15 protein-coding genes and 1 tRNA gene are annotated in these 16,504 nt (G+C 34.2%); 15 read left to right on the top strand and 1 reads right to left on the bottom strand.

Annotated elements, in window-relative coordinates; all coding sequences use genetic code 11:
- The 15 genes from DES36_RS03120 (at position 1) to DES36_RS03050 (ending at position 15,314) form a co-directional block, all read left to right on the top strand.
- Positions 1 to 1,767, top strand: coding sequence for an ATP-binding protein (locus DES36_RS03120; RefSeq protein ID WP_113919765.1), 1,767 nt, complete (start codon positions 1 to 3; stop codon positions 1,765 to 1,767).
- 280 nt (positions 1,768 to 2,047) lie between these two features.
- Positions 2,048 to 2,905, top strand: coding sequence for a phosphate ABC transporter substrate-binding protein (locus tag DES36_RS03115; protein ID WP_242981682.1), 858 nt, complete (start codon positions 2,048 to 2,050; stop codon positions 2,903 to 2,905).
- Positions 2,906 to 3,057: 152 nt separating this feature from the next.
- Positions 3,058 to 3,954, top strand: coding sequence for a phosphate ABC transporter permease subunit PstC (gene pstC, locus DES36_RS03110; protein ID WP_423230746.1), 897 nt, complete (start codon positions 3,058 to 3,060; stop codon positions 3,952 to 3,954).
- Between the two features lie 11 nt (positions 3,955 to 3,965).
- On the top strand, positions 3,966 to 5,156 hold the full coding sequence (gene pstA / locus DES36_RS15355) for a phosphate ABC transporter permease PstA (protein WP_113919764.1): 1,191 nt from the start codon (positions 3,966 to 3,968) through the stop codon (positions 5,154 to 5,156).
- Positions 5,157 to 5,171: 15 nt separating this feature from the next.
- Positions 5,172 to 5,930 carry a phosphate ABC transporter ATP-binding protein PstB gene (gene pstB, locus DES36_RS03100; RefSeq protein WP_113919763.1) on the top strand — a complete coding sequence of 253 codons (759 nt, stop codon included), beginning with the start codon at positions 5,172 to 5,174 and terminating at the stop codon, positions 5,928 to 5,930.
- A 33-nt stretch (positions 5,931 to 5,963) separates the two neighbouring features.
- Positions 5,964 to 6,620 (top strand): phosphate signaling complex protein PhoU, encoded by a 657-nt coding sequence (gene phoU, locus DES36_RS03095; RefSeq protein ID WP_113919762.1) that lies wholly within the window; start codon positions 5,964 to 5,966, stop codon positions 6,618 to 6,620.
- Positions 6,621 to 6,801: 181 nt separating this feature from the next.
- Positions 6,802 to 7,713, top strand: coding sequence for a YIEGIA family protein (locus DES36_RS03090; RefSeq protein WP_113919761.1), 912 nt, complete (start codon positions 6,802 to 6,804; stop codon positions 7,711 to 7,713).
- A 3-nt stretch (positions 7,714 to 7,716) separates the two neighbouring features.
- Positions 7,717 to 7,902: a capping complex subunit for YIEGIA gene (locus DES36_RS03085; RefSeq protein WP_113919760.1), complete on the top strand. Its 186-nt coding sequence runs from the start codon at positions 7,717 to 7,719 to the stop codon at positions 7,900 to 7,902.
- A gap of 277 nt (positions 7,903 to 8,179) precedes the next feature.
- On the top strand, positions 8,180 to 9,487 hold the full coding sequence (locus DES36_RS03080; protein ID WP_113919759.1) for a DUF512 domain-containing protein: 1,308 nt from the start codon (positions 8,180 to 8,182) through the stop codon (positions 9,485 to 9,487).
- A gap of 11 nt (positions 9,488 to 9,498) precedes the next feature.
- Positions 9,499 to 10,827, top strand: coding sequence for a ribosome biogenesis GTPase Der (gene der / locus DES36_RS03075; protein ID WP_146953598.1), 1,329 nt, complete (start codon positions 9,499 to 9,501; stop codon positions 10,825 to 10,827).
- A gap of 1 nt (position 10,828) precedes the next feature.
- Entirely contained in the window at positions 10,829 to 11,857 is a 1,029-nt protein-coding gene (locus tag DES36_RS03070; RefSeq protein WP_146953596.1) for an NAD(P)H-dependent glycerol-3-phosphate dehydrogenase, read from the top strand.
- A 364-nt stretch (positions 11,858 to 12,221) separates the two neighbouring features.
- Positions 12,222 to 13,694, top strand: coding sequence for a stage IV sporulation protein A (spoIVA, locus tag DES36_RS03065; protein ID WP_113919756.1), 1,473 nt, complete (start codon positions 12,222 to 12,224; stop codon positions 13,692 to 13,694).
- A gap of 352 nt (positions 13,695 to 14,046) precedes the next feature.
- Positions 14,047 to 14,123: transfer RNA gene (locus DES36_RS03060), tRNA-Pro, on the top strand.
- Between the two features lie 401 nt (positions 14,124 to 14,524).
- Positions 14,525 to 14,716 carry a hypothetical protein gene (locus tag DES36_RS03055; protein WP_113919755.1) on the top strand — a complete coding sequence of 64 codons (192 nt, stop codon included), beginning with the start codon at positions 14,525 to 14,527 and terminating at the stop codon, positions 14,714 to 14,716.
- The gene (locus tag DES36_RS03050) at positions 14,703 to 15,314 is read left to right on the top strand and encodes an N-acetyltransferase (RefSeq protein ID WP_113919754.1); all 612 of its coding nucleotides are present in this window, start codon (positions 14,703 to 14,705) and stop codon (positions 15,312 to 15,314) included. Before DES36_RS03055 ends, DES36_RS03050 begins: the two co-directional genes overlap by 14 nt.
- Before the next feature lie 140 nt (positions 15,315 to 15,454).
- Here DES36_RS03050 and DES36_RS03045 read toward each other — a convergent pair whose 3' ends face one another.
- Positions 15,455 to 16,117, bottom strand: coding sequence for a phosphatase PAP2 family protein (locus DES36_RS03045; protein ID WP_207657420.1), 663 nt, complete (start codon positions 16,115 to 16,117; stop codon positions 15,455 to 15,457).
- Between the last annotated feature and the right edge of the window lie 387 nt (positions 16,118 to 16,504).

The following is a 16,504-nucleotide window of genomic DNA, read 5'->3' as shown; positions in this document are numbered from 1 at the left end:
ATGTATAAGCGAATATTAATCAATTTTATCGTTATATTATTTTTATGTATCAGTGCAATTGCATTTGGAATTTACAATACTGCAAAAACGGAATATTACAATGTGATGGAAACTCGTCTAATAGAAACAGCACAGCTGATTCGTTTAGATATTCAAACTGTAGAGGATTTTCAATCCATTAAAAATCAAAGGAAATTTGAACATTTTTCAGAAGTGACTAATTCTAGATTGACTATCGTAAGTAAAGATGGTCAAGTGCATTTTGACTCTGAGGCAGATAGCTCTACAATGAAAAATCATAGTAATCGTCCTGAAATTCAAGGGGCATTAAATGGAACTGCTACTATGAGTACGAGATTCAGCGACTCATTAGATGTTAACATGATGTATGTAGCTATTCCCATTGAAATAGATGGTGAAATCATCGGGGCTATTCGCAATTCTATCCCCCTTCATACCTTAAAAAACGTGACCAATGCTCTTATTAATGATATGGCCATTTCTATTTTCGTCACTCTTATGATAGGTAGCTTAATCTTCTATATACTAATCAAAAATATTGTTAAACCATTAAAAGCCACCACTGATTTTGCAAGGAAAATATCAGAGGGCAATTATAAAAAGCGCCTTAGTATGATTCGAGATGACGAAATCGGAAGTTTGGCAGAGTCCCTTAATAATATGGCGAAGCGACTAGAATATTCCTTTGCGAAATTATCGGAAAGAAACTTTCAGCTAGAGTCTGTTTTATCCAATGTAAAAAATGGAATTGTGGCTACAGATGATAAAGAGCAAATAATACTCATCAATGAGGGTGCCATTCAAATGCTGAATCTTTCGAATATGGAGGATGTCAAAGGAAAGAATATTTTAACTGCATTTAGAATATACGATTTGTACGAAAAAATCAAAAATTTTGATTACAATGAACACGATCTAAATATTTTTGAATATCAATTTAAGGAGAAAATTCTTAGTATATACGTAAAACAAATTTATTATTCTAATAGCATAAAGACGGGATTCTTAATAGTGATACAAGATATTACTCAAATTCGTAAATATGAAAATCTTCGGAAGGACTTTGTAGCAAATGTCACTCATGAACTTAAGACGCCTATTACTTCCATAAAAGGTTTTATCGAAACATTGACTTCAGGTGGCATAGAAGATGAAAATATAAAGATAAAGTTTTACAATATAATTGATTCAGAGACCAATCGATTAATTCATTTAGTAGAAGATATCTTAACTTTGTCTGGTTTAGACAGTCAAACTACTATAACTCAATCCGAACAAGAATTGGTAAATGTGATGGCCTATATGGATAGTATCTATTCCTTGATGGAAAAGCTTGCTGAAGATAAAGATATAAGTTTATCTATACAAATAGATGAAGAGCTTAAAGAAGTTCCTTTTAACAGCAACCATTTTAAACAGCTCATGATTAATCTTATTGACAATGCCATTAAGTATAATAAAAATGGTGGATGTGTCATTGTAAAAATGTACATGAAGGAGAGCAATGCAATTATTGAAGTTCAGGATGATGGCATAGGGATTCCAAAGAGAGATTTGCCAAGAATTTTTGAACGCTTTTACAGAGTAGATAAGGGCAGATCTAGGCAAGCTGGTGGAACTGGTTTAGGATTAGCCATTGTAAAGCATATTGTTCAGGTGAATAATAGTACAATAAGAGTAGAAAGTATAGTTGATAAGGGGACTACATTTTTTGTTGAAATACCCTTAAATACTGAAGATGCTTGATAAAAAAGATTTCCCTAATGATAAGTATTAAAAAGTAAAAACTACTCATCAAAATCAAAAAGACTTAATAGCTATCTATATTATAAATAAACAATGGACATAATATATTTAAGGTAATCTAGCATTAAAAAATTAGAGATAAAAGTTAAAAAATGCGGATATACGACTTAACATATTCTTAACATTGTATTAACGAAGAATAAACCAAGCAGGATAAACCTTATGATAAGATTGGTTTTGTAATAAATTAATCTTACATATTTGAAAGGAGATAATTTCTTTGAAAAAATTATCAATCGCCATGCTAATTATGCTATTAAGTTTTGCTTTCTTCACAGGATGTTCAAACAATGGAGGATCTACAGAAGAAAATGAAACAGGTACAGAAACGGGAAATACTACAGTATCTGGAGAAATTGTTGCAGGTGGATCTACTTCAACAAAAAATATTATGGAAGCTACTTTAGACGAATTTGCAGCATTAAATCCAGATGTAACTGCTGAATATAATGCTACGGGTTCTTCTGACGGTGTAAAAAATGCAGATTCTGGTGTATACCAAATCGGGACAGCTTCTAGAAACATTAAAGAAGAAGAAAAAGCTTTAGGCTTAACTGAAAAAATCTTTGCTTATGACGGAATTGCTGTAATTGTAAATCCAGCAAACAAAGTAAAAGATATTACAGTTGAACAATTAGCTCAAATCTACAAAGGTGAAATCACGAATTGGAAAGATTTAGGAGGAGAAGACGCTCAAATCGTAGTTGTTAGTAGAGAAGATGGTTCAGGTACAAGAGGTGCTTTTGAAGAAATCGTAGGATTTGAAGAAGAACTTACAGCGAATGCAACAATTGCTGAAGGAAATGGTAATGTTCAATCAACTGTAGCTGAAAATGAAAATACTATTGGTTACGTATCTTTCACTTACATCAATGATACAATCAAAGCTTTAACTGTTGAAGGCGTAGAAGCAACTACTGATAATGTATTAAACGAAACGTATAAAGTTTCTAGACCATTCGTTATGGTTTACCAAGATGACAACTTAAATGATGCGGGTAAAGCGTACATCGAATTCTTAATGGGTGAAGAAGGACAGGCGATTGTTGAAGAAGAAGGCGGCATTCCTGTAAAATAAATATGAATACTAATTGAATGGACAGTAAAATAGGGCTCTTTGTAAAGAGCCTATTTTCCATGATAATATATTTTTGAGCATAAGTATTTTTAGTAAGAGAACAAAAATTTCTTACTAAATTAAATTTCAATCAATCACTGGGGGACAAATTAGTGGATTTAATGAAAGATAACAAGACGGATAAAACTCGCAAAGAAAATTTTTTCAAATATGTATTTATGTTTTGTGCTTTTGTGGCAGTAATTAGTGTATTTGCAATTACCTTTTTTGTTTTTTTCAGAGGGTTAAAGCCTTTTATGCCTGGAACGAATGGTTACTCTATCGTTGATTTTTTGACAGGACTAGAATGGAGACCAGGTCAAAATAAATTTGGAATCTTATATATGATAGTAGGGTCTATATTTGCTACTGCTGGTGCCATTGCTATAGGTGTGCCTGTAGGTTTGTTAACAGCAGTTTTTATTGCAGAACTTGCCCCTAAAAGACTAGCAGATATTATTCGACCAGCAGTTGAACTCTTAGCAGGTATCCCTTCTGTATTGTATGGCGTATTTGGTTTAGGAATCATTGTAAGTATATTAAAAGGGTATTCTCCTTATGCTCAGGGACAATCTCTTTTAGCCAGTATTTTAGTATTAGCTATTATGATTTTGCCAACTGTTGTTTCTATGTCTGAAACAGCTATCCGCGCAGTACCATCATCTTATAAAGAAGGATCTTTAGCTTTAGGAGCCTCTAAAATACAGACGATTTTTAAGGTCATTATACCTGCTGCTAGATCAGGCATCTTAGCAGGTGTAGTATTAGGTATAGGTCGCGCTATTGGTGAGACTATGGCGGTTATGTTGGTTGCTGGTAATCCAATTGCTGGAATTCCTACATCTCTTTGGGATAAAATCAGACCTCTTACCACAAATATTGCTCTAGAAATGGGATACGCATCTGGTATGCACCAAGATCTTCTTTTCTCAACAGGTGTAGTATTATTCGTGTTTATTATGATTATCAATTTTACATTAAATAAGATAATCCAAAAGAAAATAAGTTAAGGAGAGAGAATATGAGAAAAATTAAAGATAATATTGTAAAATTCATTATCATATTGTCCTCCGTAATCAGCGTAGGAATATTAGTTGCCATCTTAGGATTCGTTTTTGGAAAAGGCTTAGGTCAAATCAGCAAGGACTTTTTTGTCAATGAGTACAATTCTTCTTCTTATTATTTGAGTTTTAATGCAGAAAACATAAAATCAAATATAAGTGAAGACAAGTTATTAGACTCAAAGTACAGAGAAGGAATGTATAATATAATAGAAAAACCAATATACATTGAAAATATTGGTGGAGCTATAGGTATTATCGAAAATACAAGAGCGAAAAATACAGATGTTATGATCACTTATGTTGAAAATAAATCACCTATGAGTAAAGCCGTAGATCGTACAGGTAAATCTATTGGTATAAAGGAAGGATTTCTACTTAATCGAATTAATGGCGAAAAAGTAGAAGATAAATCCTTAGAAGAAATCGTAAATATATTAGAAGAAACAAGTGGAAAAATCGAGTTAAAAGTAGTTTCGGTAGGTGGAGGCGTATTTCCAAATATCGTTACTACCGTATATATGATATTATTATCTTTAGGAATTGCCGCGCCAATAGGGATTTTAGCTGCTATTTTCCTAGTGGAGTATGCAAAACCAGGTAAACTCGTTAATCTTATTCGTTTTGCTACTGAAAGTTTATCAGGAATTCCTTCAATTATCTTTGGTTTATTTGGTATGGCTTTTTTCGTAGTATTTTTGAAATTTAGCCTTTCTATACTTTCAGGAGCGTTGACCTTAAGTATTATCTTGCTTCCAACAATTATTCGAAGTACAGAAGAGGCTCTCAAAGCTGTTCCAGATTCTTATAGAGAAGCGTCATATGGAGTAGGTGCATCAAAATTACAGACCATTAGAAAGATCATCGTTCCTAGCGCTATGCCAGGAATTCTTGTAGCGGTAATACTCAGTATAGGACGAATTATTGGAGAGTCTGCTGCTCTATTATTGACCGCAGGAACCGTTGCAAAGATTCCAGATAGCTTGTTTTCTTCAGGAAGTACTCTTACAGTACAAGCTTATTATTTAGCAAAAGAAGAAGGCAATATTGAAATGGCGTGTGCTATAGGAATTGTGGTAATATTATTAGTAATTGTACTAAATATCATTGCAAAGCTTATTACTCGCTTATTTAACAGAGCGAATTATTAATTGGAGGAATAAAACTTGAAAGATCGAAATAAATTTTTTATAAAAGACTTAAATTTATATTATGGCACTTTCCGGGCCCTTATTAATGTAAATTTAAATATTGTAGAAAAAAAGGTTACTGCATTCATTGGACCTTCTGGTTGTGGGAAATCCACATTACTTCGATGCTTGAATAGAATGAACGATCTCATTGAAGGGGTAAAAATCGATGGTGTAGTGGCTCTGGATGATACCGATATATACGGTGATATAGACGTTATTAAACTTCGAACAAAAGTTGGCATGGTTTTCCAAAGACCAAACCCCTTTCCTATGAGTTGTTATGATAATATTGCCTACGGCCCAAGGTGCCAAGGGATTAAGGATAAAGCTACATTAGATGAATTGGTTGAAAAAAGTTTAAAACAGGCGGCGCTTTGGGATGAAGTAAAAGACCGTTTGAATAAATCTGCACTAGGCTTATCTGGTGGACAACAACAAAGACTTTGTATTGCAAGAGCAGTGGCTATGGAACCAGAAGTCATATTGATGGATGAACCAACTTCAGCTCTAGACCCTATCGCTACTTCTAAAATTGAAGAACTAATGGAAAGTCTTAAGGAAGATTACACCATCGTTATCGTTACCCACTCCATGCAACAAGCAGCCAGAATATCAGACAATACAGCGTTCTTCTTATCAGGAGAGGTCGTTGAAAGTGACATTACCTCTAATATTTTCACAAAACCTCGTGATAAGAGAACAGAGGATTATATTACTGGTAGATTTGGTTGATGATAAAAAAATATATAAGTAGAGGTGATAAGTTTGGTACAGAGAAAAGTGTTTGAAAATGAATTGGCGCGCTTGCATAATGAAATATTGTTAATGGGCTCTATTGTAGAGGATATGTTAAGAGACTCCATTGATTCCCTTTCAAATCGCGACAAAAGCTTAGCCATTGAAGTTATTAAACGAGATGATATGGTAGATGGAAAGGAAATAGAAATACAAGAACTATGTGTCTTAATTATTGCAACCCAGCAACCTGTTGCTTCAGATGTAAGAAGAGTTACATCTGCTTTTAAAATCATCAATAATCTAGAGCGAATTGGAGATCATGCAGTAAATATAGCAAATGTAACAAAAGATTTGTTAGATAAGAAAATTAATTTAAAGGAAATTACTGAAATCAAGAGAATGTCTGAAATCGTCATTGAATTAGTAAAGAAATGCATCGATTCTTATATCAACTTAGACATCAGTCAAGTGGAGGAAATATTATCCTTAGAAGAAGAAGTGGATAATGCTCACCATAATCTTCGTAGAGATTTAGTTCAAAGAATGTCATGTGATGCCAGCATGATAGAACAGTATTCAAAATTTATATTTGTATCGAGCCATTTAGAACGAGTAGGTGACCACGCAATTAATATATTTGAGTCTGTTAATTATATGGTCACTGGGGAGTATAAGGATTTTTAAAATCAGGTGGTAAGGTGACAAGGTGGTCAGGTGGTAAGCAAAACCAATAAGCTATTAGTTGTGGCATAGGTTTTACTTACAACTTAGAACATAGAACTTACAACTTAACAAGTATGAAATACTCATTTTAGGAAAGCCTAAAGATTATCTAGAATAAATCTTTAGGCTTTTGGTGGTTTTTATGGAAAATTCAATTTCAGTAATTTTTATTGCGATTATAATGGGGACTTTGGCTAGAGTGCTCATGATACGCGTTGATTATAGGCAATACCCTAGCTATCCACAATCCTTTGTCTCTCACTTAATTCTTGGTTTTGTTGCAGCCTGTCTAGGAGCAGTGGTTACCCCGGCTTTTTTATCTAAGGACTATGGAGCTGTAACCTTCCTAGGACTTGCTACAGCACAATTTAAAGATATACGAAGCATGGAAAGAGAGAGCTTAGAAAGACTTGAAAGCATGGAACTAGTTAAAAGAGGTGAGGCATATATTGAAGATATTGCTAAGCGATTTGAAGCGAGAAATTACGTTGCATTCTTAACCTCTTTTTCTGTTTGCACCTTATCCTCTATATTAAATCAAATTTTTGAATTAGAAGTGATTCTTTTGCTGATTGTTGAGATTGTATTTGGACTTCTTTTGATTTTGTTTTTAAAAAATATCCTAAAACCAAATACCATTGCAGATATTGCTGATGTAAAAGAAGGCAAAATCCATTTTAAAGGTCCCCTTCTTATGGTAGATGATGTGGTGATTATGAACATTGGTTACCAAGTATCTAAGGATATTATACTCGAAAAGGGTATGGGTATTACCATTTATCCAAAAGACGAAAACGCCGTGGCAACATTAGCCAATATTGGGCAGAGACAAGCAATCATTCATAATTTGGCAAGTCAATTGGGTATACGAAAAGATGTAGATGAACCAGATTTTACTCCATTAGCAAGGCGAGAACCAAGTACTGGTAATATTAGCTTGTTTATTATAACTATGAACAATATCCCTCACGATGGTATCGTTATTGCAAAAAATGTACCGGTTCTTGAAAGCGCTAGAAGAAAACCAGATGGTTCTGAAAAGAAAGAAGGGTAGTAGATGGCTAAGGAAACGATTGTCGCAATTGTTACAACAAATAAAGAAAGAGTATTATATAGCGGTCCACCCGTCTTTTATGCAGAAAGCAAAGAAGAAGCAGAAAAAACAGCACTACTCCTATCAAAGATTACGCTGGCTATGATTCACGATGTGGAGAATGAGTGCTTTATTATCGTCCAGCACTAAGGAAAAAAAGCAACTAGCCGCCAGCCATCAGCGACCAGTACTTTAGCTACCTTCGGTAGCTGTAGAGTTTTGATTTGATGGCTGGTTGCTGTCCAATGTCTTTAACTGATGGCTGGCGGCTATCCTTTTGGCCCCAGAGGAATGCCTTTGATACTGGTAGCTGAATGCTGAACGCTGATGGCTAATGGCTGACCCCGAAGGAATGCCCGGCCAAAAAGCTTGCCTTTAATTGGCACAAATGATAATATACATAAAGAATTAATAAAAGGATGGAATAATGGAAGAAGATATTTTAATTGTAAAAATTGATGAAGAAAGTATTGCAGAAGAACTTGATATTGAAGCAGGGGATAAGTTGCTTACCATCAATGGGAAAAAACCTTGGGATATATTAGAATATAGGTATTTGATCAATGATGAGTTTTTGTTAGTAGAAATACAAAAAGCAAACGGAGAGATTTGGCAGCTTGAAATCGAAAAAGATTATGAGGAGCCTCTAGGAATCACTTTTCAGGAAGAGATGATCGATAAGCCTAAGAGTTGTCACAATAATTGTGTCTTTTGTTTTATCAATCAATTGCCCAAGGGGATGAGAGATACTCTATACTTTAAAGACGATGATACTAGATTGTCTTTTCTTTATGGCAATTACGTGACTTTAACAAATCTATCCCAAGAGGACATCGAACGATTAATTGAATACCGCCTTGAACCTATCAATATTTCCGTTCATACGACCAATCCTGAACTTCGAGTCAAAATGCTCCACAATAAAAAAGCGTACAATATTAATGAAGCATTAATAAAATTTTACGATAATAAAATTCATATGAATATACAGATTGTCCTTGTTCCAGAGTACAATGACGGTCAAGAATTAGACAAGACACTTAAGGATTTAACGCAGATGGTGCCTTATATCAATTCGATTTCAATTGTTCCTGTAGGGCTTACAAAGTATAGAGACCAATTAAATCCTATACGAACCTTTACAAGAGAAGAGTGTAAAGGTGTAATCAGACAAATTGATCATTATCAAACTCAAATGCAAGAAAAAATTGGAAAAAATGTAGTTTATGCCAGTGACGAGTTTTTCTTAAAAGGAAATATAAATATTCCTCCTGTGGATTATTATGATTCTTTTGCTCAATTGGAAAATGGAGTAGGCATGGTCTCTCTATTTACGAATCAGTGTTATACCGCTTTAGAAGATACAAAAGGAAAAGTGAAAGAAAAAGATATTACGGTAATTACAGGGGGTTTAGCATATCCCATAATGGATCGTATTGTTCAAAAGATTATGGGTAAGTACCAAGATCTGAATATTCAAGTTGTAGAAATTCCAAATATCTTCTTTGGTTCTGATATCACTGTATCAGGATTAGTTACTGGAAAAGATATTATTGCTGAACTAGAAAAACACCAATTAGGAAGTCAGGTTCTATTTCCAGCAAATATGCTTCGCTTTGAAGGGGATAAATTCTTAGATGATGTAACAGTAGATGAGCTCACTGAGAAATTAGGTGTCCCATGTATTCCTGTTGAAATAGATGGAATAGAATTTATAGAAAAGTTATTATACTGAGGAGAAAAATAATGCAAAAACCAATAGTTGCAGTTGTAGGTAGACCTAATGTAGGGAAGTCTACTCTTTTTAATAAAGTCGCAGGTTCTAGAATTTCAATTGTCGAAGATACACCAGGTGTTACAAGAGATCGTATCTTTGCTGATTGCGAGTGGCTAGGGCACAAATTTACAATGATTGACACAGGGGGTATCGAGCCTTTTTCTAAGGATATTATTTTGTCTCAGATGAGACGACAAGCTCAGATAGCAATCGACATGGCAGATGTCATATTATTGTTAGTAGATGGGCGAGAAGGGATGACGGCTGCCGACTTAGAAGTAGCCAATATGATTCGCAAGACAAGCACGCCCATTATATTAGTAGTAAACAAAATAGAGACAAAAGAATTAGATCGAAATTCTTTTGAATTTTATAACCTGGGATTAGGAGATCCCATCTCTATTTCAGCAGAGCAAGGTTTAGGGATAGGAGATTTATTAGACAAAGTCGTAGAATCTTTTGAACGAAGCGAAGTAGATTTTGAAGAAGATGAAAGATTAAAAATTGCCGTTCTAGGCAAGCCCAATGCAGGGAAATCTACTCTTGTAAACAGATTACTTGGCGAAGACCGAGTAATTGTAAGCAATGTTCCTGGAACTACAAGAGATGCCATCGATTCTTCTTTTAAATACTACGGAGAAGAATACGTGCTCATCGATACAGCTGGTCTTAGAAGAAAAAATAAAATCTATGATGAAATTGAAAGATACAGTATTCTTCGAGCTGTTACAGCTGTAGAAAGGGCAGATGTCTGCTTGATTCTAATCGATGCAGAATATGGCATTACAGAACAAGATGCTAAAATAGCTGGAATTGCACATAACAGGGGGAAAGCCTCGATTATTGTAGTAAATAAATGGGACAAGATCGAAAAGGACAATCATACTACAAAAAGCTTTGAAAAAGATATAAGAGAAACGCTATCCTTTATGAGTTATGCTCCTATTCTTTATATATCTGCTTTAGAAGGTCAGAGAGTCAATAAAATAATGGAGACTGTCTTACAGGTTGCAAGCGAGCATGCAAAAAGAATTACAACCGGTATGCTTAATGATGTTATTAGTGAAGCAATACTTTTAAATCAGCCACCAGCAGATAAAGGGAGAAGGCTTAAGATTTATTATGCTACACAAGCTAGCGTGAAGCCGCCAACTTTTATATTATTTGTGAATAATAAGGAACTAATACATTTCTCCTATATTCGATACTTAGAGAACCAAGTTAGAAATTCTTTTGGCTTTATTGGTACGCCGATTATTTTTCTAGTTCGAGAAAAAACAGATAAAGATGGGAAGTGATTTGTTGAAAATCGCAGTAATAGGAGCAGGAAGTTGGGGAACAGCTATTGCTTCTTCATTAGGCAAAAAGGGATATGAAGTATCTCTTTGGCATAGACGTGAAGAAATTATTAACAATATAAAAGAAAAAAGAGAAAATACAAAGTACTTGCCTGGAATTACAATAGATGAGAATATTTATCCTACTGTAAATTTAGAAGAAGCCCTTATAGATGCGGAGGTTATCGTTCTCGCAGTTTCATCTCAGGCTGTACGAAATGTTTGTGAGAGTTTAGAACCATATGTCAATAGTGATCAAATTATCGTAAATCTAGCTAAGGGATTAGAGGCTGATACCTATCTGAGACTATCTCAAGTAATCAATGAAGTTTTACCTTATAATGAAGTCTACGTATTATCAGGACCTAGTCATGCAGAAGAAGTTGCTAAAGGGATTCCTACAACAGTAGTTGTGTCAGGAGAAAGTCGAGAGAAATCTGAGTATCTGCAAGAAGTTTTTTCTACAGACACGTTTAGAGTGTACACGAATCCAGATATTGTAGGTGTAGAATTAGGTGGAGCTTTAAAGAACATTATCGCCTTAGGAGCAGGTATGTCTGATGGACTTGGTTATGGAGATAATAGCAAAGCTGCTCTTATGACCAGAGGTATTGTAGAAATCAGCAGGCTAGGTAAAGTCCTTGGAGCAAAAAGCGAAAGCTTTGCAGGTTTAACAGGCATAGGAGATTTAATCGTAACTTGTACAAGTATGCATAGCCGTAACCGAAGGGCAGGAATACTATTAGGTGAAGGAATGCCCCTTCAAGATGTCTTAAAAGAAATTGGTATGGTCGTAGAGGGAATTAACGCAACAAAAATCGCTTACCAGATATCAAATTTATACCATTGTGACATGCCTATTACTACTGCTATATATAAAGTATTGTACGAAAATGCAGATGTAAAAGAAGTGGTTAGAGACATGATGACCCGAAAGAAGAAAAACGAAATTGAGGAAATAAATAGCCTTTATTATCACGGATGGAAATAACAGAAGATTAAATGATCTTCTGAGTTCTAAGTTGTACGTTCTATGTAAAACTTTAAAACATCGTAGGTGATTTTATTTTCTACAGGATTTTCGTTTTATATGATATTAATCTAAAAAAGGAATACATTTAAATGTGTTCTTTTTTAGATTGTAAGAAAGTGTTACTCTTGGCATATCTCCTGCCCAATGTCATCTTGAGCGCAAGCGAAAGATCTTGACCCTAAAGGAATACCCTAATGCTAGGGCAAATGACTAAGGATTAGAGACTAAGGCTCCAAGAAAAATATCTTTTTAAAAAAATAGCATATATGTGCTTCCTCTGAATAAATATTATTAATGGACAATGAATCGAGGAGGAAGTGTAATGAACTTTAATGTATATGAAGATATAGCCAATAGAACAAACGGCGATATTTATCTTGGTGTAGTTGGTCCTGTAAGGACTGGAAAATCAACTTTTATCAAGAAATTCATGGATAAGTTGGTTATTCCAAACATACAGGAAGAATTTCAAGCCTTAAGGGCAAAAGACGAATTACCTCAAAGTGGATCAGGCAAGACTATTATGACTACAGAGCCAAAATTTGTTCCAAACGAGGCTGTAAATATTCAGTTTGACGAGAGTACTAATGTGAATATGAAAGTAAGATTAATTGATTGCGTTGGATATCTTATTGATGACGCAATTGGATCTGTTGAAGATGGCACCCCTAGAATGATTATGACTCCTTGGAGTGAAACACCAATGACTTTTGAAAAGGCTGCAGAGACAGGAACTCAAAAGGTTATTAAGGATCATTCTACAATTGGCATGCTCATAACTACTGATGGTAGCATATTAGACATACCAAGAGAAAAGTATGTTGAAGCAGAAGAAAGAGTTGTTAAAGAACTACAGGCCATTAACAAACCTTTTGTCATCGTGCTAAATACTAAATTCCCAGATAGCGAAGACGTTGCTGCGTTAAAAGACAGATTAGCTGAAAAGTATAATACTAGCGTTATCCCTGTAGATATTGCTAATATTGAAATAAGCGATATCAACACTATATTAAAAGAAGTATTGTATGAATTTCCAATTAAAGAAATTAAATTTAATGTGCCTATATGGTTTAAGGCCATTGATGAAGAAAATGCTATTAAGAAAAGCATGATGGATATCATTGAAAATAAGGTAAAGGGTTCTGTTAAAATAAGAGATATTTTAAGTAATTCCACAACAGGGACTGAATCCATTGGAATACGCACTGGCATTTTAGATCTTGGAAAAGGGGAAGTTTCATTTGATATATGCGTAGAGGAAAAGATCTTCTACAATACTTTAAATGAAAATGCAGGTCAGGAATTAAATAATAAACTAGACTTGCTCAACTACATACGAAAATTGTCTGAAGTGAGTGTTGAGTATAGCAGAATTAGAAGCGCTCTTGATAGTGCAAAGAGCAGAGGCTATGGCATTGTACTGCCTGACGCAGAAGAACTCCAACTAGAAAATCCAGAGGTAACCGGCAAAGGGAATCGTTATAGCCTAAAACTAAAAGCAAGTGCACCATCTATTCACGTAATCAATGCTCAAGTAGATACTGAAGTTACCCCGTTTGTGGGCTCACAAGCGGAATGTGAGCGGATTATGAACGAAATGAAAGAACTTTTTGAAGATGACCCAGCTAAAATGTGGGAAATGGAAATTTTCGGAAAGAATCTGAACGAACTGGTCATGAACAATTTAAATGGCAAAGTAGGCAGAATGTCTGAAGACCATCAAGAGAAGATCAAGAGAACATTATCTAGAGTATTAAATGAGAATGGTAGAGGAATTGTGTTTATTATTATTTAAGGTGGTAAGCAAAACCTTTTGACCACCGGTGGTGGCCTAGTGAGGCGAACTTTGTTCGCCTCTGTTTTAGCATCTAGCTGTATCTTAGCAGTAGGAAACGGTGCCTCGCCGTTGTGATATTAAGCGACAGATTGGGACTATAAAAGGACGAACAAAAATTGTCCCTACGTCTTACAAGTCAGTCCTAGCTACTACCCTAGTCATCCTAAGCGTTAGCGAAGGATCCCTACAATCTGACTACTAAGACAAATACCATGTACTAAATTAATCTTTCTTTAATTTTTAATTCAAAATTTCAAATGCAACTTCTACTTGAAATTTTACCTTGTAATGATTATAATAAATATATTGTCTGGGTGTAGCGCAGCTTGGTAGCGCGCGTGAATGGGGTTCACGAGGCCGGAGGTTCGAATCCTCTCACTCAGACCATTATCAGTACTTTCAAGGCTTTATATGATTTTTAAATTAGCCTTTTATCCTTAATTTAACCTTATTGTTTTTTAATTCGCATAAATAAGCCTTTTCCATTTTCGGATTGGGCTTTTGTTTTTTAGGGACAAAATAATAATGTCAAATATCGAAAGGATAATTAGATAGATCCATTTTATTGTTTTTGTATTATTTGATTTTTTGCTATAGAACTGTTGCAAAAAAGATTCACCTTGAATATAATAAATTTAAGAAGAATAATACAGTAAAGTATAGTATGAAAACATATAATTTGAGTTTGTTTATTATTTTTAATAAATTTGTCAATAATAAAAATACGGCATGTTAGCGATTTTTACTCAATGCTACTTAAATGTGTTAGAGTTATCGGAGGCGATAAAATGGCAACAAAGAGTATCTTGAAAAACATTAATATTAAAGAAAAAAATTCTGGTCGTAGATTAGTACTAGCGTTAGAGAACGCTAAGAACAAAAAAAGTAAAGAAGTTACGTATAAGAAATCATACTCCGAAATATCAAAAGATCAAATCAAGGAAATATTTAAGGTAACAGATGATAATGACAGGGTATAAACATGTAAATCTAAATGATTTAGTTATAGAACTAGGAGAGGATGATGTAAAACTCATCCTCTCTACATATTCATGCCCTTATAACAAGGATGTTGAATGGTTTTTAAGACACAAGGCGATAGAGTTTTCTAAACAAGGGTTGTCAAAAACACATTTAATATTCACATCATATAAAGACGAGTTGGTTCTGATAGGGTATTTTACTCTGGCAACGAAATTCTTTTTTCTTAAAAAATCCTCATTAAGTAATCGCCTGAGAAGAAGAATTTCAAAATTCGCCAGATATGATAATGAATTGAAGAGATATCAAATTACTGCTCCTTTAATAGCCCAACTAGGAAAAAACTATACAAATACATATAACCGTTTAATTACTGGTGATGAACTTCTTAAAATGGCTTGTGATAAGGTAAGAGGGATCCAAAACGAAATTGGTGGAAAAGTCGTGTATCTGGAATGCGAGGATAATGAAAGGTTAATTGACTTCTACCGTCAGAATGGTTTTGTTAATTTTGGAAAACGTGAGTTAGATGGCGATGAACTGGACAAGTCAAATACGAAATATTATATACAAATGTTAAAATATTTAGATACATAAAATAAGCCCTTTCCATTTTCGGATTGGGCTTTTGTTTACCATTGTGAATTATGATATCAGCTTTATGTATTGATTCCATGAGGAAATCAGACAAAGGTCATAGTATAAGCTTCATAATAGAATGAACATTTCTATATCGTTCAATCCGATAAACGCTTTCTTTGGGATTGCTTTTCTTTGTATCTTTGAAAAAACCAAATAGCACACGAAAGCCAAAAACCACTAGCAAAATATCCGCCAATAATATCACTTGGATAGTGAACACCTAGATAAATCCGACTTGCACCGATTATAATAATAAGTCCACTACTTATCAAAATGAGAATCATACGTCCTAAATGGGAAGGTATACGATGCCATAACAAGAAAGTAATGATTCCGTATACTGCAAATGCATTCATTGCATGTCCACTAGGAAAGCTGTATCCACGAATCTCAATCAATCGATAGAAATCTGGGCGAGCACGATGGAAAAAGTATTTTAGGATTTGATTAATAATGGGTGTGCCTATAACAACATAAACAAATAAGATAAGCTCTATTCGGTGCTTTAAGACAAAATTAAGAAATAAGGCTGTAAATAGACAAATAACAAATACAGACGGAAATGACCCGATGAAAGTAAAAAATTTCATTAGTGATGTTAAAGCCGGTGATTCCAAACCTTGTATAGATGAGATCAATACTTGATCAAATTGAATAAGTTTCTGTCCGTTCATTAAAATTGCGATACAACTAAAACCAATAAGCCATATTATACTTATTATAAAGCCGCTCAATAACTGCTTTGTAAATTTCATCATAGTAATAACCCCATTTCATATGTTGATTTTTCTACATTTAAGCATATTGTTTTTATTATATTTCATAATCTTGTTCTTTAAATATATCAGTTCACAGAGCTCAGTCATTATCATTATATGATAGATTTCGCTGATTAAAAATAAAATATTAAAAAACTTACCTTTTACTATTAGTGTAATAAAAACAACAAAATACACAGCTGTCCTTTCTTTTGATGGAGAAAAAACACATGACACAATCTATGAAGGTAAGTGCGTTAATATACGCCCTCGACATTTTTGCATATATTATTGAAGCATGTTGTAATATTATGGTAATATAAACCCAGGTAATCGAAAAGCAGGTGTGATTGCCACTTCTCTTACATATGAAAGAAGGGAGGTGGT

This window comes from Alkalibaculum bacchi, from assembly GCF_003317055.1.
Lineage (GTDB): Bacteria > Bacillota > Clostridia > Eubacteriales > Alkalibacteraceae > Alkalibaculum > Alkalibaculum bacchi.
Note: the sequence above shows the minus strand (reverse complement) of the source record. Positions and strands in the feature narration are given on the sequence as shown.

What these genes read in the sequence shown, in the direction of transcription:
- DES36_RS03120 (WP_113919765.1), top strand. Translation starts at nt 1, where the DNA reads ATGTATAAGCGAATATTAATCAATTTTATCGTTATATTATTTTTATGT.
- pstA (WP_113919764.1), top strand. Translation starts at nt 3,966, where the DNA reads ATGAGAAAAATTAAAGATAATATTGTAAAATTCATTATCATATTGTCC.
- DES36_RS03090 (WP_113919761.1), top strand. Translation starts at nt 6,802, where the DNA reads ATGGAAAATTCAATTTCAGTAATTTTTATTGCGATTATAATGGGGACT.
- DES36_RS03085 (WP_113919760.1), top strand. Translation starts at nt 7,717, where the DNA reads ATGGCTAAGGAAACGATTGTCGCAATTGTTACAACAAATAAAGAAAGA.
- DES36_RS03080 (WP_113919759.1), top strand. Translation starts at nt 8,180, where the DNA reads ATGGAAGAAGATATTTTAATTGTAAAAATTGATGAAGAAAGTATTGCA.
- der (WP_146953598.1), top strand. Translation starts at nt 9,499, where the DNA reads ATGCAAAAACCAATAGTTGCAGTTGTAGGTAGACCTAATGTAGGGAAG.
- spoIVA (WP_113919756.1), top strand. Translation starts at nt 12,222, where the DNA reads ATGAACTTTAATGTATATGAAGATATAGCCAATAGAACAAACGGCGAT.
- DES36_RS03055 (WP_113919755.1), top strand. Translation starts at nt 14,525, where the DNA reads ATGGCAACAAAGAGTATCTTGAAAAACATTAATATTAAAGAAAAAAAT.
- DES36_RS03050 (WP_113919754.1), top strand. Translation starts at nt 14,703, where the DNA reads ATGACAGGGTATAAACATGTAAATCTAAATGATTTAGTTATAGAACTA.
- DES36_RS03045 (WP_207657420.1), bottom strand. Translation starts at nt 16,117, where the DNA reads ATGATGAAATTTACAAAGCAGTTATTGAGCGGCTTTATAATAAGTATA.